This is a genomic window from Marinomonas fungiae (assembly GCF_001418205.1).
Taxonomy (GTDB): Bacteria; Pseudomonadota; Gammaproteobacteria; order Pseudomonadales; family Marinomonadaceae; genus Marinomonas; species Marinomonas fungiae.
In genome coordinates, this window is sequence record NZ_LIQF01000007.1 from 200,115 (window position 1) to 225,350 (window position 25,236).

General features: G+C 48.2%; 18 protein-coding genes. 17 read left to right on the plus strand and 1 reads right to left on the minus strand.

What is annotated here, in order from left to right; all coding sequences use genetic code 11:
* Positions 1-17: 17 nt before the first annotated feature.
* Entirely contained in the window at positions 18-2,465 is a 2,448-nt protein-coding gene (locus ASC49_RS12340) for a penicillin-binding protein 1A (protein ID WP_055463556.1), read from the minus strand.
* A 189-nt stretch (positions 2,466-2,654) separates the two neighbouring features.
* Here ASC49_RS12340 and ASC49_RS12345 point away from each other — a divergent pair, with 189 nt between their 5' ends.
* From ASC49_RS12345 to xdhC, 17 genes are all read left to right on the plus strand, one after another.
* Complete coding sequence (locus ASC49_RS12345) at positions 2,655-3,527, plus strand: hypothetical protein (RefSeq protein ID WP_055463557.1); 873 nt, start codon at positions 2,655-2,657, stop codon at positions 3,525-3,527.
* Complete coding sequence (locus ASC49_RS12350) at positions 3,524-4,204, plus strand: hypothetical protein (RefSeq protein ID WP_055463558.1); 681 nt, start codon at positions 3,524-3,526, stop codon at positions 4,202-4,204. The genes ASC49_RS12345 and ASC49_RS12350 overlap by 4 nt, the downstream gene beginning before the upstream one ends.
* Position 4,205: 1 nt before the next feature.
* The gene (locus ASC49_RS12355; RefSeq protein ID WP_055463559.1) at positions 4,206-5,405 is read left to right on the plus strand and encodes a type II and III secretion system protein; all 1,200 of its coding nucleotides are present in this window, start codon (positions 4,206-4,208) and stop codon (positions 5,403-5,405) included.
* Positions 5,406-5,443: 38 nt separating this feature from the next.
* A complete protein-coding gene (aroK, locus tag ASC49_RS12360) occupies positions 5,444-5,983 on the plus strand; it encodes a shikimate kinase AroK (RefSeq protein WP_055463560.1) in 540 nt (179 codons plus the stop codon).
* Positions 5,984-5,987: 4 nt separating this feature from the next.
* Positions 5,988-7,088, plus strand: a complete 1,101-nt coding sequence (aroB, locus tag ASC49_RS12365) for a 3-dehydroquinate synthase (RefSeq protein WP_055463561.1) — start codon at positions 5,988-5,990, stop codon at positions 7,086-7,088.
* A 28-nt stretch (positions 7,089-7,116) separates the two neighbouring features.
* A complete protein-coding gene (locus tag ASC49_RS12370; protein WP_055463562.1) occupies positions 7,117-8,733 on the plus strand; it encodes an SPOR domain-containing protein in 1,617 nt (538 codons plus the stop codon).
* Positions 8,734-9,134: 401 nt separating this feature from the next.
* Positions 9,135-13,586, plus strand: a complete 4,452-nt coding sequence (gene gltB / locus ASC49_RS12375; RefSeq protein ID WP_055463563.1) for a glutamate synthase large subunit — start codon at positions 9,135-9,137, stop codon at positions 13,584-13,586.
* An 85-nt stretch (positions 13,587-13,671) separates the two neighbouring features.
* Positions 13,672-15,093, plus strand: coding sequence for an FAD-dependent oxidoreductase (locus ASC49_RS12380; RefSeq protein WP_055463564.1), 1,422 nt, complete (start codon positions 13,672-13,674; stop codon positions 15,091-15,093).
* Positions 15,094-15,376: 283 nt separating this feature from the next.
* Complete coding sequence (locus tag ASC49_RS12385; RefSeq protein WP_055463565.1) at positions 15,377-17,599, plus strand: methyl-accepting chemotaxis protein; 2,223 nt, start codon at positions 15,377-15,379, stop codon at positions 17,597-17,599.
* Between the two features lie 23 nt (positions 17,600-17,622).
* On the plus strand, positions 17,623-18,285 hold the full coding sequence (locus tag ASC49_RS12390; protein WP_055463566.1) for an NADPH-dependent FMN reductase: 663 nt from the start codon (positions 17,623-17,625) through the stop codon (positions 18,283-18,285).
* 180 nt (positions 18,286-18,465) lie between these two features.
* Complete coding sequence (locus ASC49_RS20055) at positions 18,466-18,621, plus strand: nucleotide-binding protein (protein WP_245624706.1); 156 nt, start codon at positions 18,466-18,468, stop codon at positions 18,619-18,621.
* A 15-nt stretch (positions 18,622-18,636) separates the two neighbouring features.
* Complete coding sequence (locus ASC49_RS12395; RefSeq protein WP_245624707.1) at positions 18,637-19,149, plus strand: P-loop NTPase family protein; 513 nt, start codon at positions 18,637-18,639, stop codon at positions 19,147-19,149.
* Positions 19,150-19,258: 109 nt separating this feature from the next.
* The gene (locus ASC49_RS12400) at positions 19,259-19,807 is read left to right on the plus strand and encodes a M23 family metallopeptidase (RefSeq protein ID WP_082443831.1); all 549 of its coding nucleotides are present in this window, start codon (positions 19,259-19,261) and stop codon (positions 19,805-19,807) included.
* A 73-nt stretch (positions 19,808-19,880) separates the two neighbouring features.
* Positions 19,881-20,360 carry a DUF2059 domain-containing protein gene (locus ASC49_RS12405; protein ID WP_055463567.1) on the plus strand — a complete coding sequence of 160 codons (480 nt, stop codon included), beginning with the start codon at positions 19,881-19,883 and terminating at the stop codon, positions 20,358-20,360.
* 220 nt (positions 20,361-20,580) lie between these two features.
* A complete protein-coding gene (gene xdhA / locus ASC49_RS12410; RefSeq protein WP_055463568.1) occupies positions 20,581-22,023 on the plus strand; it encodes a xanthine dehydrogenase small subunit in 1,443 nt (480 codons plus the stop codon).
* Positions 22,016-24,379, plus strand: a complete 2,364-nt coding sequence (gene xdhB / locus ASC49_RS12415; RefSeq protein ID WP_055463569.1) for a xanthine dehydrogenase molybdopterin binding subunit — start codon at positions 22,016-22,018, stop codon at positions 24,377-24,379. Before xdhA ends, xdhB begins: the two co-directional genes overlap by 8 nt.
* On the plus strand, positions 24,376-25,218 hold the full coding sequence (gene xdhC, locus ASC49_RS12420) for a xanthine dehydrogenase accessory protein XdhC (protein ID WP_055463570.1): 843 nt from the start codon (positions 24,376-24,378) through the stop codon (positions 25,216-25,218). Before xdhB ends, xdhC begins: the two co-directional genes overlap by 4 nt.
* The last annotated feature ends 18 nt before the right edge of the window (positions 25,219-25,236 follow it).

Here is a 25,236-nt window from a genome sequence, read left to right on the forward strand (position 1 = left end):
TTTTTTATTGAAAGGTTTTAGAACAAGTTTTCTAGTGCCGTATTGGCCGATGGTGAACTCTGGCCAGAATCGTTGCCGTTGGAGTCAGGTGTTTCTGGGCGCGCAGCGATGTTTGCGGCAGGCACGTGATCTCGGCGGAAGATTTCAAAAATCGCGTTTTTCTGGCCTGGGAAAGCGCGTTCACCGGTATTAGGATCAATCCGCACTGTCACCAGTGACGACGGCTTATGAACATAGCTTGGTGCTAAGTCGGCCAGTGTTGGACGCATGTAATCAATCCAAGTCGGCAAAGAGGCAGAGCCACCCCATTCACCACGACCTAGCGGTGACATGTCGTCAAACCCCGTCCAAACAGTCGTTACCACCTCGCCATTAAAGCCCGAGAACCAAGCGTCGCGGCCATCGTTGGTGGTACCTGTTTTACCAGCAATATCGTCACGTTCCAGTACACGAGCACGACGGCCGGTTCCCAGCGTGATCACATCACGCATGATATCGTACATGATATAAGCGACTTCTTCGTCTAATACACGCGGTGCCACGGGCAGTTCTACGACACCCTGTGGGGTATCAAATAGACCTTTGCTTTGCATATTATCAGCGCTTTTTTCCAATAGCGTGCAGTCTTTGCAAACCGTTACGGGCTCAGATTGGAAAATCACGTCACCGTTACGATCTTCAATACGATCAATCAGATAAGGCTGAACACGGAAGCCGCCATTAGAGAAGACGGTGTAACCGGAAGCAATTTGTAATGGCGATAAGTTCGCACTTCCTAAAGACAGCGATAAATTGTGCGGCAGCTCGTTTTGATCAAAGCCAAAGCGCTCAACAAAGTTCAATGTCGGACGAATGCCCATTTCATCTAATAAACGTACCGATACCACGTTTTGCGAACGATAAAGGGCTTGGCGCAAGCGGGTTGGTCCATAGAATTTGCCACCATCGTTGGTCGGACGCCATGCGCTAGTCAAGTTACTGTCATGGAACACCACAGGCGCATCGTTAATGATGCTGGCGGCAGTGTAGCCATTGGATAGGGCACTTGAGTAAATGAATGGCTTAAAGTTCGACCCAGGTTGGCGTTTTGATTGCGTAATACGGTTGAACTTGTTGGCAAAGAAGTTAAAGCCGCCGACCAAGGATTCAATCGCACCATCTTTACTGTCAAGTGAGACTAGGGCGCTTTGTACCGTCGGTGTTTGGGCTAGACGCCAAGTGCTATCGGCATGAGGGCGAAGCTGAATAATGTCGCCAGCCACCATGACACCCGAAACGCTTTCAGGTTTTTTGCCACGGGCGTTTTCATTTAAGTAAGGCGCAGCCCAGCTCATGGCAGAGAATGGCAATTCGAAAGCGCTGCCGTCTTTTAAGCGCAAGGATGCGCTATCGGCAGATGTTTTTAGCACCAGAGCCATGGTCCAGTTAGGAATATTATCGAAGCTCTCTAGGGCTTCTTGCTGTGTGGATAAATCCTTATCCAGTAGATCTTTACGTGTATCTAAAGTGCCTCGGTAACCGTGGCGCTCATCATAATCTAATACACCATCATAAACAGCTTTGTTGGCATTGCGTTGACGCTCGGAGTTGATTGTGGTGTACACCACTAACCCTTCGCTGTATAGCTTATCGCCATAGGTTTGGTACAGTTCGTGACGAACCATTTCAGCCACATAGTTAGCTTCTACATCGGCTTGAATGCCGTAGTTCTTTGCTGTGACAGGTGCTTCAACGGCTGCTTGGTAGGCTTCTTTCTCGATCATACCGAGGCTCAGCATGCGTTGTAGAATCCAGTTACGACGGATCAAAGCACGAGAAGGGTTTGCAACAGGGTTAAAGCGGGATGGCGCTTTGGGCAAGCCTGCAATCATAGCGTATTGCGCTAACGTCAGTTCGCTAAGATGTTTGCCGTAATATACTTGGGCCGCGGCATCAAAACCGTAGGCGCGTTTCCCCAAGTAAATCTTGTTCATATAAAGTTCAAGGATTTCATGCTTGGACAGTTCTTGTTCCATTTTCAACGAGATAAAAATCTCAGTGAATTTACGCATGAAAGTCTGTTCGAAAGATAAGAAATAGTTACGCGCAACCTGCATGGTGATGGTACTACCACCACTTTGAATTTCCCCAGTAGACACTAATTGGTATGCCGCACGAAGTAGGCCCATGAAGTCGACGCCGGGGTGATGGTAGAAGTTACTGTCTTCGGCGGCTAATACGGCATTCTCAAGATCCAGCGGAATGTCTTCGTAGCGAATAGGGGTACGACGCTGTTCACCAAATTCACCGATCAACTGTTCATCTCGAGTGTAGATGCGCAGCGGGATCTGTAATTCGATGGCTTTCATTTCTTCCTTAGTTGGAATGCTATCTTTTACCTGTTGGTATACGGCATAGGTAATACCGGCTGCCGCCAAGGCTCCGAGCAAAGCAAGAATAAAGAGAATTTTGAATGTTTTGGCCATGTTAGGTCACTGGTTATTTAGTGTTCGGGCGATTATACCTGACTTGAGTTGCCCATGTAGGCTTCTTGGGTTGAAATTTCATGTTATCTTGTTGTAAAGATAATGATGCAGATTGCAAAAAACTAGTTCAAATACATGGCACATTTATGTGCAAGCCACGGAAGGCTAAATTCAGTTCATGGAGGGAACATGTCTTTTTTTTCTCGACCCTATTTGTTGATCTGGCGCGACAATGCTTGGCTAGCCTTGTCGAAGCATCAGTATTTCCAGCAGCAACAGACTGCAGATCGCTCACAGAGCGCCTTACCTGAAAGCTCGCTAGATGAGGCACTGCATCAGTTGGCTTCTTTATTGAGACAACGTAAACGAAAGCCGACCGCAGTCTTGTTACCGGACGCTTGGGTAGAACTCAGTGAATCCGCATTCGACGCAGAACTACCTCAACCATTGCATTTTTTGGCGGCGCAAACTCAAGCTGGGCAGATGTTTGTACGAGAGAGCTCGGTACAAATGATTAGCTATATGGCAAAGCGCACCCCATCGACCGTTATGCATGTAGCGACCTTACCAAAAACCTATTTCGATGCGTTTGCCCAACTAGGCATTAGCCGGCTTTACAGTGAAGGCTTAGTGTTACGCAATAACCTAAGTTCGTGGCGTAGTTTAAGTTACTTGATGCGGCCGTTTGCATCTTATGAAGAAGACTATTTAGAACGTCAAACAGAGCGGCGTCATCGTAATACGCTGGCCATTTTGATTGCCTTAGTCGCTCTATCGAGTAGTTGGTTTGCGATGGATCTTGTCAAGCATACCCCAGAGCCCGTAGCGGACTTTCAATGGCCTTGGCCGAGTAATGATAAAAGCCGTATGGATGTGATTAGCAGTCTGACTTATTTACGTACTTTGCCCGCCACGTTAAGGCTAGATGATGTGCGTATTAGCCTAGAGCATATTCATCTGTCTGTGACGGGCAATGCTGAGGACTTACAACTTTGGCAAGCCAATTGGCCAAAGCAGTTGCCGCCGCTACAAATCATGCTAAATGGGCAGGGGCCAATATGAAGTCAGATATGATTCAATGCCTTACCTCTAGTAAGTACTTAAAGTGGCTATTGCTGCTCGAATGTTCCGTAGCACTGTGGGGTCTACATGCCTTGTGGCAGCATAAAAATGATAATGAACGTTCGTTAGGTTATTACCAATTCGAAGAGAATCAATGGCGCTCATTAAGTCAAGCAATCAGCGTCATTCCACATGATTTACCTGCACAAATGCAGTATCAAGATGACACCGTTGTTGGCCTACGTTTGCAGCAAACAATGGAATTGAACGATTGGCGAGCTTTGATTGATGAATTGCATAAACGTTTTTGGCTCACCCCCACCGCGGTTGAATGGCGTCGGGAAGGTTATCAGTGGTTTGCCGATATTACGTGGCATTTTGTTCGCCCAAGTGTGCTCAAACCAGACGTCAATATCTTACCTTTCGAGCGGCATCAAGATTGGCCTGTACTGGGTACCTTAGTCAGTACTTTGCATGGTCAGCGTTCTGCCGCCTTAATTAGAATAAACCAAGAAGAAATGTGGTTGTATGAGGGGAGTTGGCTGCCGCAATTGCAGGCAACCTTAGCCCAAGTCAAGCAAGAGTACGTCGTGTTGCAAAATATTCAAGGGGATACTCGCCAGCTGCATTTGGGTACGACCAGTTACTCGGGCGTCCGCCTTGCTAAGGAGCCTTAATATGCGCTTCTTATTGAGGCATAGCGCACTGATAAGCGTGGTATTGGGATGTCTATGGAACGCTATGCCAGTATTTGCTTTAGATGTGTTTGTTCGCCAGCAACCAGTGCAGCAGATATTGCCACAGTTAGCCGCAGAGCTGGGCACCAGTGTGGTACTAGACCCTAAGATAGATGACGATGTGACCTTATCGATTCGAGATGCCAGTTGGGAACAGGTGTTGTCAGCGGTGTCACAGCAACTCGGACTGGACCTGCATTGGCAAGATGAGATTGCTATTTTGTCGAAAGCGCCCGAGCGGTTAAACAAGGCTGAGTCAGAGATGGCGCAAGACGAAAACTGTGAGGATCGCATCTGGCACTTAAAACATGCGAAAGCCACCTTGGTAGGCGAGCATGTAAAACAGTTTTTCAATGATATCCGTGTCATTATTGATGGACGAACTAATGCCATCATGACGCACTACTGTGGCCCGGAAAGTGTCTTGAACAGTGCTATTGTTTGGCTAGACAGTCCTATGCGGCAAATTGAAATCGCTGCTGAGATTGCTCAGGTTAGCGATACGGTACAGGAACAGCTAGGAGTGAATTGGCAAACTCGGCTACTTGATGCCTCGCAAAACGGAGTGTTTGCCAACGTGGACTTAGGGATCGCCTCGGCGCCAGTGAATGTTGGCATTGCTGGCAGCAGTGGGCTGATTAATCTATCGGCGACCTTGGATTGGTTGGAGCGTAATGGCTCCGCTAATATTATTGCACGACCGAAGATCGTCACCTCTGAAGGTCAGCCAGCGCGTATTGAATCGGGTACGGAAGTCCCCTATCAGGTGATGAACGACGACAATCTCAGTGTTGAATTTCGTCAAGCGGGGCTGGTGTTAGAAGTGACTCCTGAGGTGAAGGATGCGTCGACATTGCTTCTGGATCTTAGAATTCACCAAGATTCCGTTGGCGATATGGTCAATGGTGTTCCGAGCTTGGAAACCAATCGAGTACAAACTCAAGTAGAAGTGAAAAGTGGTGAGACCTTAGTGCTTGGCGGCATATTTCGAGAGGAACGTTTAATCACCGTCAGTAAGGTTCCTGTGCTTGGAGACGTGCCATTACTCGGTGCAATGTTCCGCCAACGTACTGAACAGCAAGAAAAAAGGGAACTACTTGTATTTATCACGCCAAAACTGCTAAAAATGTCGGTAAACTAGGCACTAGCCGAAAACAGTTAACTTCGAAGTACAAAATAATGATTAACGCCCCGACTATTATACTTGTGGGTCCAATGGGAGCAGGAAAAACCACTATTGGACGCCTTCTGTCGCAACAATTAGACAGAGAATTTTTCGATTCCGATCGGGTGATTGAAGAAAATGCAGGTGCCGACATTCCTTGGATCTTTGAAAAAGAAGGTGAAGAAGGTTTCCGCCGCCGTGAAACACAGACTTTAGAAGCCATGCTGAGCGAAGAGCAGCTGCCTATTGTGCTAGCCACAGGCGGTGGCATTGTAATGATGGAAGAAAACCGCGAAATGCTAAAACAGCAGCCTTTGGTGGTCTATTTGTTTGCTTCCGTGGCACAACAGTTACAACGCACATCGAAAAGTAATAATCGCCCGCTGTTAAAGCAGGGTGATCCTAAGGAAACCTTAACGCGTTTGTTTGCAATCCGAGATCCACTCTATCGTGAGGTTGCATCCGTGATTGTGGAAACCGATTCACGTCATCCTAAGACCGTTGCAAACAAAGTAATGGACGCCATTAAAAAGCATTTGGCTACGGAGGTTTAATCCAATGCGCACTCTTACCGTTGACTTAGGTGACCGCAGTTACCCGATCTACATTGGCTCGGGGATTCGCCAGCAAAAAGATTTATTTAGTAAGGCCATCTCTGGCAAGCAAGTGATGATCGTGACCAACACGACCGTAGCGGACATTTACTTGGCCGATCTTGTCACACTGCTGGGCGATGACTATAAAGTGGATACTTGTATTCTGCCGGATGGTGAGCAATACAAAACGCTGGAGACTTATGAAACCATCATGACCTCCTTGTTGGAGGCCAAGCACAACCGTACTACGACCATCATTGCTTTAGGCGGTGGGGTAATCGGTGATATGGCTGGATTTGCGGCCGCGACTTATCAACGTGGTGTGCCATTTATCCAAGTGCCTACAACGCTGCTTTCACAAGTGGATTCTTCTGTGGGCGGAAAAACTGGTGTTAACCACCCACTGGGTAAAAATATGATCGGCGCTTTTTATCAGCCGCAGGCGGTGATCATCGATAACGATACGCTAAAAACGCTGCCAGAGCGCGAGTTATCAGCTGGTATGGCGGAAGTGATTAAGTACGGTTTGATCTGTGATGCCCCATTCTTTACTTGGTTGGAAGAGAATGTTGACGAACTTATGGCATTAGATGGTGAGAAAATTACCCACGCCATCTATGAATCCTGTGCTGCGAAAGCGCGTGTGGTCGCCCAAGATGAACGAGAAGGTGGCATACGTGCTATCTTGAACTTGGGACACACCTTTGGCCATGCGATTGAAACTGAAATGGGCTATGGTGAATGGTTGCACGGGGAGGCTGTTGCTGCGGGTACGGTATTGGCAGTCGATCTTTCATGGCGTATGGGCAATCTAACGGAACAAGACGTGGAACGTAGTGTCGCATTGTTAGCGAAAGCCAAATTACCAGTATTGCCACCAAAAGGTATGAGTAGAGACGCTTTTATCGATCGTATGTTATTGGATAAAAAGGTGCTCGACGGTAGTTTGCGTCTCGTATTATTGAATGCACTGGGCGATGCTTGTGTAACATCGGATTTTTCAATGGATGACTTCAATGGTTGTCTGGACGATGCGATTGAAGCGGCGACGAACGCCAGTTAAACCATCAAACTAAGACTTGAGGACACCCATGGCGGAGCCAAACTTTCAGTTCAATCTGGAGGAAGCCTTAGATCAGCAACCCAAAGTGATGCTGAGGAATCCATTTGGCTCAAATGACTCTCAAGTCTTCTTTTCTAGCGAAGAACGTAACCAACAATTGGGAATGTTGGAGCACCTAAGCCGCTATTCTAATTTGTTGTCTGTGGTCGAAGGTGGCAGTGGCAGTGGTAAAACACGTTTCCTGCAAGAGTTCATTCGCCTACAAAACGATACCGCGATCATTAGCCACGTTAAAGCCAGTATGCTGATGACGGCGGGGCAATTGCTACAAGCCATTTATGCGGGTTACGCCGACGTTTTGGACAGTAGTCACGCGGACACCACGTTTGGCCCCTTATTGAAGTTTGCTCACGACGCGGAAGCCAAAGGGCAAAAGGCTATCATTCTGATCGACAATGCCCATGAGTTGAACACGGATGCCGTGATCATGCTGATGGACATGATGTCGTTAGCCACTGAGTCACAAGAAGTCCCTCATGTCGCCTTGTTCAGTGAGCACTCTTTGGCTCGTAATTTAGACGCCTATCAGCGCAGTCGGTATGAGCAGCTCAGTCACGAATTAGAATTGGCGCCATTTACTCTAGAGCAGACGCGCGCCTATTTATTGCACCGTGTGCGTGCCATCGGTGGTGGAATTAACTTGCCGTTTAATGAGCGTCAGGTGAAGAAAATTTATCAGCAGTCTGCAGGAATGCCTGGGGGTATTAATAAAGCCGCGTTAGCCATGATGGGGGATGCAAAAGCCGCAGAGTCGTTAGCGGGTGAGAAGAAATCCTGGTTTAAACTGCCAAGAACCGGATTGTCGTTTGGCTTTCCTGTGGTGCATATGGCGCTGATGTCGATTGTTATGCTCGGTATATTGGTGGCGGTGATCTTTAACGATGGCGACGAAGACACGCCAGCTAACAGCACACGCTTGGCGCCGATTGGACAAAATGCGCCACGCCAAGCCAGCTCTGATACCCTTGCACGTATCGAAGCCATGCAACGACAAATTGGCCAAGAATCGCCCGTTTCACTACCGCCGATTCCTGCCGAGGCGTTACAGCCAAATCAAAATCAGAACAATGTTCCGACCTCTCCAATAGATTCAGGGTCGAATATTGCCACTGCACCGATTCGCCTAGCGCCAGTGGAATCTTCTGCGCCACTGCCTGCAGAAGATAATTCTCCTGTAGTGACCACTCCGATCTTGCAAACACAAGGACAAGCCCAAACGCAGATAAATAATCCTCCTGAACCTGAAAGGATACCGTTAGAACGGACGGCCAGCGCAGATCCTTTTGATAAAACTCAAGCTTGGCTGGGGCGTAACCCAAACCGCTATACCTTGCAGTTACTGGGCACACACAATCGAGACACGGTGCAAGAGTTTATTCGCGCCCAAGGCAGCCTTGATGCGTTTAGCTACTTTCAATCCCAGCACAATGGTCGTGATTGGTTTGTGGTGGTGTACGGTGAATACCGCAACCGCAGTGAGGCCATTGCGGCAGTGGAAAATTTACCTGAGGGGCTCCGCCAATTGAATCCTTGGGCAAGAAGTGTGCGCGGTATTCAGCAGGATATCCGTAAAGCAGATGGGTAATGAGTAAGAAATATGACCGTATCCGCCGTATCGGTGCTTTTTTTAGGGAAATTTTGTCGCTTTTTTATAAAAAAATTGTGAAAAAAGTAAAAAAAACCATATTCGACTGAATAACCTCCATTACCAGTGATTTTTTCTGCCCCCAATTCCGCCAACCATAGATAATTCTCCTTTGCCATGAGAATGGTTTTCATCTAGTGCTGTTTTAGCCTGCAGTTTGGTCAATTCTTAAACGCCGCAATTTGAGTGCTTACTTGCCTCAGAGTAGTATGACTTACCGTTTGAATGGTTAGGTGGGTCTATAAAACCATTTCACGAGCACTTTCGTTTGCTTGTCCACCTAACTTTTATAAGAAGTAATCGAGTAGAGTTTTCTACATTTTAACTGTGGGAGTTGGTGTATGAATGCAGGCCTTTATCGTCCTGGCGAGTTCAAAGACAACTGTGGGTTTGGCCTAATCGCTCATATGGAAGGTACGTCAAGTCACGACCTTCTTAAAACCGCAATCGAATCCTTAACGAGTATGACACACCGTGGTGGTATCGCTGCCGATGGTAAAACGGGTGACGGCTGTGGTTTGTTGATTCAGAAACCGGATGCTTTTTTACGAGAAGAAGCGCACACACTGTTTAACCACGTTTTCTCTGATCTATATGGCGTAGGGATGGTCTTCATGGACCAAGACGCTGCCCTAGCAGATGAGCAACGTGCAACGCTAACTAAAGCACTTGAAACGGAAGGTTTGAAAGTAGTGGGCTGGCGAGATGTGCCAGTGGATCCTTCTTGCCTAGGTACCATCGCGTTAGATTGCTTACCGCGCATTGAACAAGTCTTTGTTGACAGCAACCGTATGGATGCACGTACCTTTGCAACGCGTTTGTTTGTTGCTCGTCGCCGTTCTGAAATCGCTCTCGCGCAATACGAAAATTTCTACATTTGTTCTTTGTCAGACAAAGTGTTGGCGTACAAAGGCTTGATGATGCCTGTCGACCTACCAACGTTTTACAAAGATCTAGGTAACGAAAAAGTTAAAACCGCGATCTGTGTATTCCACCAACGCTTCTCAACTAACACACTACCAAAGTGGCCACTAGCACAGCCATTCCGTATGTTGGCGCACAACGGTGAGATCAACACCATCGAAGGTAACCGTAATTGGGCGATCGCTCGTGGTAGCAAACTGCGTTCACCTCTGTTACCCGAAATCCCAGAGTTAACCCCAATCGTTAACCTAAACGGTTCTGACTCGTCTTCGATGGACAACATGTTAGAGCTATTGGTCACTGGTGGTATGGATATCTTCCGTGCGGCACGCATGATCATTCCACCAGCGTGGCAAAACGTGGAAAACATGGATCCAGAAATCCGTGCCTTCTACGAGTTTAATTCGATGCACATGGAACCATGGGACGGCCCAGCTGGCCTAGTCATGACCGATGGTCGTCATGCCATCTGTATGCTAGACCGTAACGGTCTACGTCCAGCTCGTTGGGTCGTGACTAAAAACGGTTACATCACACTTGCTTCTGAAGTCGGTACTTACGACTACAAGCCAGAAGATGTGGTGTCTAAAGGCCGTGTTGGTCCTGGCAAGATGTTGGTGGTCGATACTCAGACCGGCCAAGTACTGCATACTGAAGACATTGATAACAAACTGAAATCTGCGCACCCATACAAAAAGTGGTTGAAGCAAGAAGGTTTGCGTATTGAAGCGCTATTGCAAGAGCATTCCATGGAGTTTGAACCTTTCACTCCAGATCAAATGCTGACGTATCAAAAGATGTTCCAAGTGTCTTTTGAAGAGCGCGATCAGATCTTCCGTCCATTGGCGGAGAGCGGGCACGAAGCCGTGGGGTCAATGGGTGATGATACGCCGATGGCGGTGATGTCAAATCAGACGCGTCCAGTATCGGATTACTTCCGCCAGAAATTTGCGCAAGTAACCAACCCGCCAATCGACCCGCTACGTGAGTCGGTGGTTATGTCGCTTGAGACATTGATTGGTGTGGAGCGTAACTTATTTGAAGAAACGCCAAAACATGCCAACCGTATCATTCTATCATCGCCAGTGTTGTCACCACGTAAGTACAGCCGTCTATTGGCAATGGAAGACCATCGTTTTCGCTTGGTGCGTTTGAATACAACCTACAATCCAGACGAAATCAGTCTAGAGCAAGCGATTCGCAACCTACAAATGAGCGCCGAAGAAGTAGTACGCAATGGTGCTGTGATTGTGGTGTTGACGGACCGTGAATTTGATAAGGGTAACTTGCCAATCCCTGCGGCGATGGCGGTCGGTGCAGTTCATCACCATTTAACAGAAGCGGGCCTACGTTGTGATTCCAACATCATTGCGGACACTGGCTTTGCACGCGATCCACACCAGTTTGCGGTATTGCTAGGCTTTGGTGCGACAGCGGTTTACCCATACCTTTCTTACCGTTTGATCAATGACTTGATCGACAAAGGTGAAGTATTGGGCGACCCAATTGCCTGCCATCAGAAGTACCGTAAAGGCATCAACAAAGGCCTGATGAAAATCATGTCTAAGATGGGTATCTCGACGGTTGCCTCTTACCGTGGTGCGCAATTGTTTGAAGCCGTTGGTTTGGACAGCAAGGTTGTGGATCTATGTTTTAAAGGCGTACCAAGCCGTATCCAAGGTTCAACCTTTGAAGATTTCCAACGTGAGCAACAAGTGATCTCTGACAATGCTTGGAAAGCGCGTAAGCCAATCAACCAAGGTGGCTACCTGAAGTATGTTCACGGTCAGGAATACCATGCCTTTAACCCTGATGTGGTACGTAATCTACAAGCTTCGGTAAGCAGCGGTAAATTTGAAGATTTCAGCAAGTACGCAGAGCTTGTTAACACTCGCCCAGCGTCTATGCTACGTGATCTATTTGGTCTAAAAGAAGACATTAAGCCGGTTGCAGTAGAGCAAGTCGAGGCGATCGAAGACATCCTACCGCGCTTTGACTCGGCGGGTATGTCGCTAGGTGCCTTGTCGCCAGAAGCGCACGAAGCACTAGCACAAGCGATGAACGAACTTGGCTGTCGTTCAAACTCTGGTGAAGGTGGTGAAGACCCTGCACGTCATGGTACGGAGCGTCGTTCTAAGATCAAGCAGATTGCCTCCGGTCGCTTTGGTGTGACGCCAGAATACCTAGTCAACGCAGAAGTGCTACAGATCAAAGTGGCGCAAGGTGCGAAACCAGGTGAAGGTGGTCAGCTACCAGGTGGTAAAGTAAACGGTCTAATCGCTCGTCTACGTTACTCGGTACCAGGTGTAACGCTGATTTCACCGCCACCACATCACGACATTTACTCGATCGAAGATTTGGCACAGCTGATTTTCGACTTGAAACAAGTAAACCCTGATGCCTTGGTATCGGTGAAGCTGGTATCTGAGCCGGGTGTGGGCACGATCGCAGCGGGTGTAGCGAAAGCCTACGCGGACTTGATCACCATTTCTGGCTACGACGGTGGTACGGCGGCATCGCCTATTACGTCTATTCGTCATGCTGGTTCCCCTTGGGAACTAGGTCTAGCGGAAGCCCAGCAAGCACTGCGTGCCAACGACCTGCGTGGCAAGATTCGTCTACAAACAGACGGTGGTCTCAAGACAGGTCTAGACGTGGTGAAAGCCGCGATTCTAGGGGCAGAAAGTTTTGGTTTTGGTACCACGCCAATGGTGGCAATGGGCTGTAAATTCCTTCGTATCTGTCACCTAAACAACTGTGCGACGGGTGTTGCAACACAAGACGAAAAACTGCGTGAAGAATACTTCATCGGCACAGTTGAAATGATCAAAAACTTCTTCCGCTTTATGGCCGAAGATACCCGTCAGTGGATGGCAAAATTAGGTGTCACTAAGATGGCTGACCTAATTGGTCGTACTGACCTGCTAACGCTATTGCCGGGTGAAACCAGCAAACAAGCGAACTTGGATCTATCGCCAATCCTCAGTAACGATGCGATCCCAGCGGAAAAACCGCAGTACTGCCAAGTGCCGTTCAACCCACCACACGACAAAGGCCTATTGGCTGAGAAAATGTGGGCGACGGTACAAAATGCTGTAGAAGAGAAAGAAGGCGGTGAGTTTAGTTTCTCTGTGACCAACCAAGACCGTTCAATCGGTGCCCGTTTGTCTGGTGAAATTGCCAAACGTTACGGTAACCAAGGCATGAACGATCAGCCGATTACCTTGAAACTAACAGGTACCGCGGGTCAGTCGTTTGGCGTATGGAACGCCGGTGGTTTGAACATGTACCTAGAAGGGGATGCCAACGACTACGTCGGTAAAGGTATGACTGGCGGTAAGCTAGTGGTACGTCCACCGCGCGGCTCGGCGTTTGCGTCCAACAAGTCTGCGATTATTGGTAACACCTGTTTGTACGGTGCGACTGGCGGTAAATTGTTCGCGGCAGGTACCGCGGGTGAGCGTTTTGGTGTGCGAAACTCTGGCTGTCATGCGGTCATCGAAGGCGCTGGTGATCACTGTTGTGAATACATGACGGGTGGCTTGATTACGGTACTGGGTAATACGGGTTACAACTTCGGTGCGGGTATGACAGGTGGTTTTGCTTACGTATTGGACTTAGACCGTACCTTCGTTGACAAGTACAACCACGAGTTGGTTGAAATTCAGCGTGTGGGGACTGAGTTGACGGAAGAATACCGTTCTCACCTACGCAGTGTAATCGAAGAATATGTTCGCGAAACTGATAGCGAGTGGGGCCATGAAATCCTAGAAAACTTCTACGATTACATCGGTAAGTTCTGGTTAGTGAAACCAAAAGCCGCAAGTCTTGGACAGCTATTGGCGAACACTCGTCAGCGTCCAGAATAAGTTTGGTTTAAGAGAACGTTCCTAACCCAGTTTGACCCATTTGAAAGAGTGCCGCGCAGAGCGCGGCCACAGGAGATAGCAGCTTATGTCTGAGCGCTTGAACAACGTATTTCAATTTGTTGAAGTAGATCGTAAAGATCCAAAGAAGAAGCCACTGCTGACGCGTAAATCTCAGTTCGTGGAAATTTATCGTCCATTCGAAGAGCCACAAGCCAAAGATCAAGCACACCGTTGTCTTGAATGTGGTAACCCTTACTGTGAATGGAAATGCCCGGTACACAACTACATTCCAAACTGGCTGAAGTTGGTATCAGAAGGCAACATTTTAGAAGCGGCAGAGCTAAGCCACCAAACCAACTCACTGCCAGAAGTGTGTGGTCGCGTGTGTCCACAAGACCGTCTATGTGAAGGCGCTTGTACGCTTGGCGAAGGCGGATTTGGTGCGGTGACCATCGGCTCGGTAGAGAAATACATTACCGACACGGCGTTTGCCCTAGGCTGGCGTCCAGATATGTCAAAAGTGGTACCCGTTGATAAGACTGTGGCCATTGTTGGTGCGGGTCCTGCTGGTCTTGCTTGCGCGGACATCTTGGTACGTAACGGCGTTAAGCCAGTGGTGTTCGATAAGAACCCAGAGATCGGTGGTCTACTAACCTTCGGTATCCCTGAGTTCAAACTTGAAAAATCAGTCATGACACGTCGTCGTGAAGTGTTTGAAGAAATGGGCGTTGAGTTCGTGCTAGGCACCAGTGTCGGTGACGACGTACCGTTTGAGCATTTGTTAGAAGAATACGATGCCGTGTTCCTAGGCATGGGTACTTACAAGTACATGAAAGGGGGCTTCCCTGGTGAAGACCTACCTGGCGTGTATGATGCCCTAGATTTCCTAATTTCCAACGTTAACCACTGCCTAGGCTTTGAAGAGGATGAAGCAGACTTCATCAGCATGAAAGGCAAGCAAGTGGTGGTGCTAGGTGGTGGTGATACGGCGATGGACTGTAACCGTACCTCTATTCGCCAAGGCGCGAAGACAGTGACCTGTGCTTACCGTCGTGACGAAGAAAACATGCCGGGTTCGCGCAAAGAAGTGCGAAATGCTCGCGAAGAGGGCGTGCAGTTCCTGTTTAATCGTCAGCCAGTAGAAATCATCGGTGATGGCAAAGTAGAAGGCATCAAGGTGGTGGAAACGCAAATGGGTGAGCCGGATGCTAATGGCCGTCGCAGTGCTGAAATCATCGAAGGCAGTGAGCAAATCATTCCTGCTGATGTGGTTCTGGTAGCCTTTGGTTTCCAACCAAGCCCTGCACCATGGTTCGAAAAATTCGGTATCAACACCGACAGCCGTGGTCGCGTTTTGGCACCAAAAGACGGCAAGTTCATGTTCCAAACCACCAATGAAAAAATCTTTGCTGGTGGCGATATGGTACGTGGCTCTGACCTAGTAGTCACCGCGATCGACGAAGGTCGTAAAGCTGCGGAAGGCATTATGGACTACCTAGGCGTATAAGTTTCGTTATGTGATATCACTTATGTGGTGTCTCATCTAAGCCCCTATCGAATGATAGGGGCTTTTTTTTTGCGGTTTAACGACCTGATTTGACTATTTTTGAGACATCGCGACAAAGCAACAAAATGCAACGATGTTTACATAATGTAACCGTATAATTTTGTTGCAAGATTTTTCCCTGAACCCTAGGATCGAAAAAAATAAGAAATAGTCTAAGTCATGATGTTTGTGGCGAAAATGGGGGGATTTTTCAGTAGCTTTATTAGTCACAAAGGACAGAATGATGAGCTTCAAAAGTAAGATTGTACTAATTTTATTGGGCGTTGGTATTTTTCCGGCGCTTATCATGGCAGGGGTGCTAACTTGGCTATCTTCCCAAGCATTATCCCAATCTGTATTTGACCATTTAACATCCATCCGCAGCGCTAAGGCTGCAACGGTCACCCAATATTTAGAAACGCTTTCTCACGAAGTTGAAATCCTAGCGCAAAGCCCAGATATAGTGCAGGCGTTCAAGGCTTTAGACTCAGCGTTTTATTCAGTACCGAAAGATATCTCCTCAGCTCAGCAGCAGTCACTACGCAGTTACTATGAAAGGCAGTTCTTGCCACGTTGGCGTGAGCAGAAAGCGCAAGCCAGTACACAAGATGTTATGAACCTTATGAGTTCATTGACGCCACAAGCAAAATATCTTCAGTACCAATATATTTCTAACAACACTCATCCCGTTGGCAGTAAGGATAATTTGTTAGTCGACGATGGCAATACTGCCTACGGTGCTGAGCACAAACGTATTCACCCCTACATGCGAGCGATTCAGCAACGTTTTGGCTTCTATGACTTGTTCATAGTGGATCTGAAGGGCTCCGTTGTATATTCCGTCTTCAAAGAGTTGGACTTTGCGACTAATTTGAAAAATGGTCCTTATGCCAATTCCGGTTTAGCAGAGGCTTATAACAAAGCCTTGAACCTTGGGTCTAAACAGGTGAGCGTAACGGATTTCTCTCTCTATATTCCGTCTTATGATGCCCCTGCGGGCTTTATATCATCTCCGGTCTTTGAGGATGGTCAGAAAATTGGCGTTGTGATTGCTCAGTTTCCGATTGAGCAGCTAAACGCCGTTATGGCTGAGCGCGATGGTTTAGGGGAAACGGGTGAAACTTACTTGGTTGGAGTGGATGGCTTGATGCGCTCAGATTCTTATTTAGATCCGAAGAGTCGCTCGGTGCTAGCATCCTTTAGCAACCCCAAAGCAGGTCGAGTGGAGACTGAAGCCGTGCGTGCGGCGCAAAACGGGCTAACGGGTACACGTATTATTACTGACTATAATGGCCATCCGGTCTTGTCATCCTTTGCACCATTGCCATTCGCTGGTCTTGGATGGAGTATTTTAGCAGAGATGGATGAAGCGGAAGCTATGGCCGCTCGCAATCAGATGCTGGCGATTAGCGTGGCTTTGGTTATCTTGGCCGCTGTGATGGGCTCGGTTGTGGCGATCTTGGTGGCTCGTATGGTATTGCGTCCTTTGGGGGCTGAGCCGAATCTGATGCGTGAGATTGCGGACCGAATTGCTAACGGTGATTTAACTATGCAGTTCAGCCATAGCAATGATAACAGTGTTTATCGTTCTATGGCTGTGATGGCTGATGGCCTACGCTCTTTGGTTAGCGATATCCGTAGAAGTGCTCTGCATCAGTCAGAAACGGCTCATGAGCTGGCAGTGATTTCTGAGCAAACCTCTGGTGCGATTCGTGAACAGCATGCGAATACGGCGCAAATTGCAGCATCGACTTCGCAGATGAACTCAACTTCAGCGGAAGTATCGCAAACTATTCAAAATGTAGCAGGGGCAACTCGTGAAGCAAAAGATAAGGTGATTGAGAGTGTGAACCTTGCAACCTCTGCTTCTCAGGCACTACATGAGATGGGGCAAGAGCTAGAAAAATCTGGTGAGCAAGTGGATATCTTAGCGCAGCAAGTCCTGTCGATTTCGTCTGTCTTAGAAAGTATTCAAGGTATTTCAGATCAAACCAATTTATTGGCACTTAATGCTGCTATCGAAGCTGCTCGTGCGGGTGAAAGCGGTCGAGGTTTTGCTGTAGTAGCCGATGAAGTCCGTAGCTTGGCGCAAAGTACTCAACAAGAAACAGAACAAATCTCGAATATTATCAATCAGCTTCAGCATGGAGCGAAGCAGGCACAGATCTTAGTTCGCGGTGGTATCGAGACATCTCGTAAGGTCTCAAATCAAACCAGCAATACCTCTACGAAACTGCGTGAAGCCATGATTAAAGTAGACTATGTTGATGAAATGACTTTGCAAATTGCCAGTTCAGCTGAGCAACAATCGTCTGTTTCCGCTGAGATCAGCGGCAATATAGAAGCTTTAAGTTGCAGCTCCTCTCAGATTGAACAAACCGTCGAAGAGATTTCCCGCTCAAGCGAAGAGGTTGCGCGTCTATCTGGAGATTTGAATGTACTGGTGGATAAGTTTAAGGTGGCTTAAACCGATTCACTTAAGAGTGCCATATGAAATTCCTTATCTTCCTTGGTTCTGTTCGTACCTCAACCCCGCCGCGTCCAGCGCGGTTGGGGGAACGAGTCGCCCAAGCCTGCCTAGGTATGCTCAGCGATGCCTACCCAGAACATGACTTTGAATTGATTGATCCCTTGGATTATGACCAAGGCGCTGTGTTTAAGCCGCACTTTTCTTATGCCAAAGATAAAGCTCCGCAAGTGCTAGACGTCTTGGCCAATAAAATCTCCCTAGCCGATGGCTATGTGATGGTTAGTCCTGAATACAATCACTCCATGAGTCCTGCGCTAGCCAATTTATTAAACCACTTTGGTAGCTCGCTGTTTTCCTTTAAACCCAGTGCCATTGTCACTTATTCGGCGGGGCAGTGGGGGGGCATGCGTGCTGCCGTGGGAATGCGTAGCTTTCTCGCAGAACTTGGCTGTTTGCCGGTGTCTGCGATGATTCATGTTCCTAAGGCGCAAGAAGTGTTTGGTGAAACGGGGCAAACGTTAGCCAGTGTGGACAGCGAGCGTTGGCAAGACTATTTTGGACGCACCTTTAGTCAGCTATTATGGTGGGCGCAAGCGACCTGTGAGCAGCGTGAAAAAATTGACCCATTTGCTCAAAGTGCCCCCTTTCAAAAGGCTCCTTCTGAGCGAAATGCCCCAAAATAGTGAATTTTAGAGACGTTTTTATCAGTACTTTATCAAATGATTGCAGCGCGCTTTTTCCTTTAGTACGCCGCTTGTTCCCATTCTAATAACTTCGCTGTATGTTTAATAAATGGGGTCATTACTCCGTCATAAAGCCATGCCTATAGTAGGGCAATCATTTAATAACACAGGGAGCGATACATGGGTAAAGTGCACTTTGTTGGTGGAGAGAAAGGCGGTGTAGGAAAGTCGATGACTGCGCGATTATTGGCACAATACTACATAGATAAAGAGTTGCCTTTTTTAGGGTTTGACTGTGATGCTTCCCATGGAACGTTTTCTCGCTTTTACAGTTAGTTTGCATCGCCAGTCGTGATTGGCGAAGAAGACAGTCTGGATGGCTTGTTAGAGGCGATGGAAGCCAACCCAGATAAAGATTTGATTATTGACCTTGCTGCACAAGCGGCTAAACCTTTGGGTGATTGGATTGATGACACGGATGTATTTGGCCTACTGGATGAGATGGATTATCAAGTGTGTCTGTGGCATGTAATGGATGATGGTGCGGATTCGGTAGCGCTTTTAGAGCAACTATTAGAGCGTTATCAGCAGCCTGAGCTAGAGTTTATTGTGGTGCAGAACCTTGGTCGTGGTAGTGATTTCTCGCGTTTCCAAAAATCAGAGACGTTCAAAAAAGCTCAGCAGCGCGAAGCTTTTATCATTGAACTGCCTAAGTTACAAAGCAAACTTACCCAGAAAATAGACTTTAACAACAGCAGCTTCTGGGCCGTAGCGAACAACAAAAGCTTAATGAATATTGCTGAACGTCAGCGCATGAAAGTTTGGCTGCGTAACGCCTACGAGCAGATTGCTTTCCTTGATTAGATTGAAACGTTATTTTCAAAGTTAGATCACAGCGCTTCCTTATTTCGTCTTGAGAAAGAGGAAGCGGCTAGGGATAGTGGTAGGACGCCTTAATAAGAAGGAGGCCACCATGAACAAGCTAGTGATCATCACCGGTGTACTAAGTGTTGCCGCGCTAGGGACGGTTGGTATCGTTTGGCAAGCTGCAAAAAACTGGTCAGAGCCAAAAGTGATGCCGGTAGTCGGTGCAACAGCTCGAGACTGGCACCCGGAAACCTTTTGGTATGAACCATGGGGTGAATCCCTTGTGCACAAAGGCATGGATATTTTTGCTGATCGAGGCACGCCTGTCGTGGCCGCAACCAATCACATCATTATCTCTGTCAACGATACCCGTCGCGGTGGAAAAAACATCTGGGCACTCGGTCCTAATTGGCGTCTGCATTACTATGCCCATTTGGACACCATTAATGATGAGTTAGGTTGGTATGTGGAAGCTGGCAGTCTTCTGGGGACGGTTGGCAGTTCCGGTAATGCTCAAGGCAAGCCGCCACATCTTCACTATGGTATTCGTCGCATATCAGCGGACGAGTCGTATGTCGATGATAGCACCCAAGGTGAGCGTAAAGCCTACTGGGTGAATCCAATCGAGTACCTCGCCCCCGTCATTAATCACTAAATGAAAATCGCTATTATTAGGTGCCTTGCTTTTGTATCATGGTTCAGTACACCTCAATCAAAGGATAAAGGGAATGAAAAAAATAGTATGGGCTGCCGCAATTTGGGCAGGGCTAAGTAGTGCTGTGTTGTATGCGCAACCAAGTGACACGGTACTCGAGTTAATGGATGTGATGAAGATGGAGGAGCAAATGTCTTCCGGTTTTAATGCCATGCTGCCTATGGTGGATTCGTTATCACAACAATGGCAGCTGACGCCAGAAAAAAGCCAAGAGCTACGTGCCATTTACCGTGACTGGTTTGACAATGCGATTGACCGAAACGCGATCATAGACCAGATAGCGGAAGCCTATGACCGATCATTCAGTGAAGCTGAGATGCGCGATATGATTACGTTTTACCAAACGCCAACGGGTCAAAAAGTACTGGAAAAGATGCCGGAATTGACGCAAACCGGAGCCCAATTTGGGATGCAAGAAGGCCAAAAGAAGCAGCATTTGCTAGAAGAAAAAATACGTGCGTTCTTTGAAGAGAACGTTCAATCCGCACAATAACGACTTGCCTCCATCCAACCTATCGCTCAATCTTCCTGTCAAATATAACCATTTGGTTAAATTTGGCAGGAATCCTGCTAACTTATTAAGTATCGACTGGTAGTGATTCGCTTAACTGTGCGAGACTGCTACAGCATACGTTATAAACTTTATTAAAAAGAACAAGTTACTATGACGAGGAAGAGTGAAGTCGCCTTGTTTGGATAGGAGTAGCTGAGCAATGATCCGTTTTCTAATGAATGATCGAGAAGTTTGCCTCGATCATTGTGCTCCAGATATGACAGTGCTGGAGTATTTGCGCACCAAAGCAGAACAGCGTGGAACGAAAGAAGGTTGTGCTTCTGGGGATTGTGGTGCCTGTACCGTTGTTATAGCTGAAGCTGTTGGTAACCGCCTGCAGTATCGTAACGTCAATAGCTGCATAACCCTGCTGGGCAGCTTGCACGGTAAGCAATTAGTGACCGTTGAACATCTAAAGCTGCAAGGCGCATTACACCCGGTGCAGCAGGCCATGGTTGATCTACATGGTTCTCAGTGTGGGTTCTGCACCCCCGGTTTTATCATGTCGATGTTTGCCTTATATAAAAGTTGTGAGTTGCCCAGTCGTGCCGATGTCGAGCAGGCATTAGCGGGCAACCTATGCCGCTGCACTGGTTATCGCCCAATCATTGATGCGGCGTTGAGCTTGGCTGGAAAAGGCTCACAGGACGCATTTTCAGCACAAGAAGCGGTCATCTATAGTCGATTAACGAAGATGGTGCAGCAAAGTCCCCAAGCTTCAATGCAAGATGGCCTTCATCAGTTCCTGATACCGCGCAACAGTGATGAGTTGCTAGCACTCCTCACACAGCATCCGAATGCTAAGTTGGTGGCTGGTGGTACGGATTTCGCTTTAAGCATCACTCAGCAATTACAGCAGCCAGAGGTGGTGATTTATACTGGGCGTGTGGTTGAGTTGCTGCAAATCGAAGAAAGTGAAGAGTCGATCAGCATAGGTGCCGCAGTTAGTTACACGGATATGCAGTCGTTGCTGCACAAACACTTTGTCAGCTTTGCTGAAATGCTTGAGCGTTTAGGGTCCCTCCAAGTGCGTAACCAAGGCACATTGGGCGGTAATATTGCGAATGCGTCGCCAATTGGCGACACCCCTCCGGTCTTACTGGCATTGGATGCCATTCTGCATGTGCGCAGTCCAGCAGGCCGCGAAAGTCTGCCAATACGCGAATTTTTTACTGGCTATCGGCAAACAAAACTACCGCCATCTGGTTTTATTGAAACCATTGAAATACCACTGCAACCAGAGCGAATCTTGAACGTTTATAAAATTTCCAAACGTCTAGATGATGATATTTCAGCTGTGTGTGCAGCCTTCTCGATAGAGTTACAGGATGGTGTTGTGCGTCATGCACGCTTAGGTTTTGGTGGAATGGCTGCGACGCCAGCACGAGCCTTGAATGCTGAACAAGCGCTAAAAGACCAGCCGTTTACTGAGCAAGGCATTAAAGCTGCACAACAGGCTTTGGCACAGGATTTCAGTCCGATTGATGATGTGCGAGCGAGCGGAGCTTATCGCTTGCAGGTGGCGCAAAATCTATTGTTGCGCGCGGTGCTTGAGCAAGCTAACCCAAGCGATGAAGCGTTGGAGGTGGTGCAGTATGCGTAATTTGAAAGCGACGGGCAGCCAAGCCAAACAGATTGGTGGCGCGACCGGTGTGGCGCGCAAGCATGAAAGCGCAGCAAAACACGTTGCAGGAGAAGCCGTCTATGTGGACGACATGCTGGAACCGCGTGGAACGCTATACGGCGCTGTCGGTTACAGCTCGATCGCAAAAGGTCGCATCGCCTCAATGGACTTATCAGCGGTGCGTCAAAGTGATGGTGTGGTGGACGTATTGCTGCTGGACGACATTCCAGGGCATACAGACATTGGCGCTGTATTTGATGGCGACCCGATTCTGACCTCAGATGAGATTAAATACCAAGGTCAGCCTATCTTTGTCGTAGTGGCAGACACTGAGCAGCAAGCGCGTCGTGCAGTCAAACAAGCTGTTATTGAGTTTATCGAAGAAGCGCCTATGTTGGATGTGGTCGAAGCCTTAACCGCTAAGCAGTTTGTGCGTCCATCCCATTATATGGCTCATGGTGATGCTCAAGTGGCCTTGGAAAATGCGCCTAAACGTCTGCAAGCAGAGCAGCACGTGGGAGGACAAGAGCATTTCTATCTAGAAGGGCAAGTTGCCTTGGTTGTGCCAGCCGAAGATGGTGGCATGCTCGTTTACAGTTCCACGCAACATCCTAGTGAGGTGCAAAAGCTGGTAGCGGAAGTGCTTAATGTGCCGGTCAATCGTATTACCGTGGACATGCGTCGCATGGGGGGAGGCTTTGGCGGTAAAGAAAGCCAAGCCGCCGCATGGGCCTGTATGGCCGCAGCCTTGGTGCTAAAAACCAAACGCCCAGTAAAAATCCGTCTGCCCCGTGTTGACGATATGACCATGACCGGTAAACGCCATCCGTTTTACAACACTTACGATATTGGCTTTGATGAGCAAGGTTTGATTCAAGGGGCGGACATTATGGTGGCAGGTAACTGCGGTCATTCGGCTGATTTGTCTGATGCCATCGTTGATCGTGCTATGTTTCACGCCGACAATGCATATTACTTACCAAATGTCAGCATTGCGGGTCATCGCTGTATGACCAATACTGTTTCCCATACAGCTTTTCGAGGTTTCGGCGGGCCACAGGGAATGATGATTATTGAACGCGCTATGGATGATATTGCTCGTGCAGTTGGCAAAGATCCACTGGATGTGCGTAAGCTGAATTTGTATGGCGCAGCGGGGCGCGATACCACGCCTTACCATCAGAAAGTTGAACACAATTTACTGCTTGAGCTGATTGAGCAGCTGGAGCAAAGCAGTAACTATGGTGCTCGTAAGGCTGAGATCCGCCAATGGAATCAGACCAGTCGGGTGCTCAAGCGTGGCCTAGCGTTAACGCCCGTTAAGTTTGGTATTTCCTTTACTTTACAACACCTTAACCAAGCGGGCGCACTGATCCATATTTACACTGACGGCAGTATTCAGGTGAATCATGGTGGCACAGAAATGGGCCAAGGACTGCATACCAAGATCATTCAAATCGTCGCTGAAGCCCTAGCGATTGATCCGGATGAGATCCAAATCACTGCCACACGAACGGACAAGGTACCGAATACTTCACCTACCGCAGCTTCCAGCGGGACGGATTTGAACGGTCAAGCGGCACGTAATGCGGCACTGATCTTAAAGCAGCGCATAGCGAAATGCATTGCGGAACACAAAGAGTGTGCTATTGAAAGTGTTTGCTTTACAGAGGGGCGCATCTATTGGGGCGATCAAGATGAATCCATGAGTTTTGCTGATGCCGCGCTGTTTGCCTATGAGCATCGTGTGTCGCTTTCGGCCACGGGCTACTACAAAACACCAAAAATCTGGTATGACCGAGACAAGGCTAAAGGTCGACCGTTCTTTTACTTCGCTTACGGTGCGGCCGTTTCAGAAGTGATCGTGGATACTTTAACCGGTGAATACAAGGTCGTGGGAGTAGATATCCTGCATGACGTGGGCCGCAGTTTGAATCCCGCCGTGGATCGTGGTCAGATCGAAGGGGGCTTTATTCAAGGGATGGGCTGGTTGACCACAGAGGAACTCAAGTGGAATGACAAAGGGGCCTTAATGAGCAACGGCCCTGCCACGTATAAAATCCCTGCCATCAGTGATACACCTAAGCGCTTTAACGTGGGACTTTTTGAACGCGCTAACGATGAAGAAACCGTTTATCATTCCAAAGCCGTCGGGGAGCCGCCCTTTATGTTAGCCATCTCGGTGTGGTCGGCACTGCGAGACGCTATTTCATCGATATCGGACTATCGTATTAGCCCGCCGCTGGATACACCGGCGACGCCAGAGCGAGTGCTTAATGCTGTCATGGTGACGCGCGAACTGGCTAAACAGCAAGAAGGAAGAAGCCAATCATGAAGCCTTGGGCAGATGTAATAGCACAATTGCAACGTACTGGCGAAGCGTATGTTTTGGTCACTGTCATCGGCACTCGAGGGTCATCTCCTCGAGAAACGGGTAGTAAAATGGTGGTGACCACCGAGCACAGTTTTGACACCATCGGTGGTGGGCACTTGGAGTACAAGGCCATTGCCAAAGCGCGGGAGTTAATGCTTAAGCGGCAAGATTGCCAACATATCGAAGAGTACCCACTAGGCGCAACTCTTGGGCAATGCTGTGGTGGTAAGGTGTCGGTATTGTTTGAGTATTTCGCTGAGCGTGGCAAAGATGTTTGGCTATTTGGTGCCGGCCATGTCGCCAAAGCCATGATGCCGTTACTCGCTGAACTGCCTTTGCGGGTACATTGGGTCGATAGTCGAGCTGAGCAATTCCCCGAGTATATCCCTGATAATGTTGAGCAATGTCTAACGGATGATCCAGTGGGGGAGCTACGTCGTGCCTCAGCCGGAAGCTACATGTTAGTTCTGACGCATAATCATCAGCTGGATTATGAGTTAACGGAAGCTGCACTTAAACGTGCGGATTTGGGTTTGATAGGTGTGATTGGTTCAGACACCAAAGCGCTGCGTTTCCGCCAGCGTCTGGCTCACCGCGAGTTTAGTGAAGCAGACATTGCTAACTTGATTTGTCCTGTTGGACTTGCTGAAGTTCCTGGAAAACGTCCCATGGAAGTGGCGATTTCGATTGTCGGGCAGTTGATTTCTTTGTACCAAGCTGAGACCCCTCGCCATGTGCCGCAGACCGCAATAGATTGGTCGATCTTAAAACAAGAATTGGATATGTCTTTGAAAGATTAATCGGCAGGCAAAAAAAAG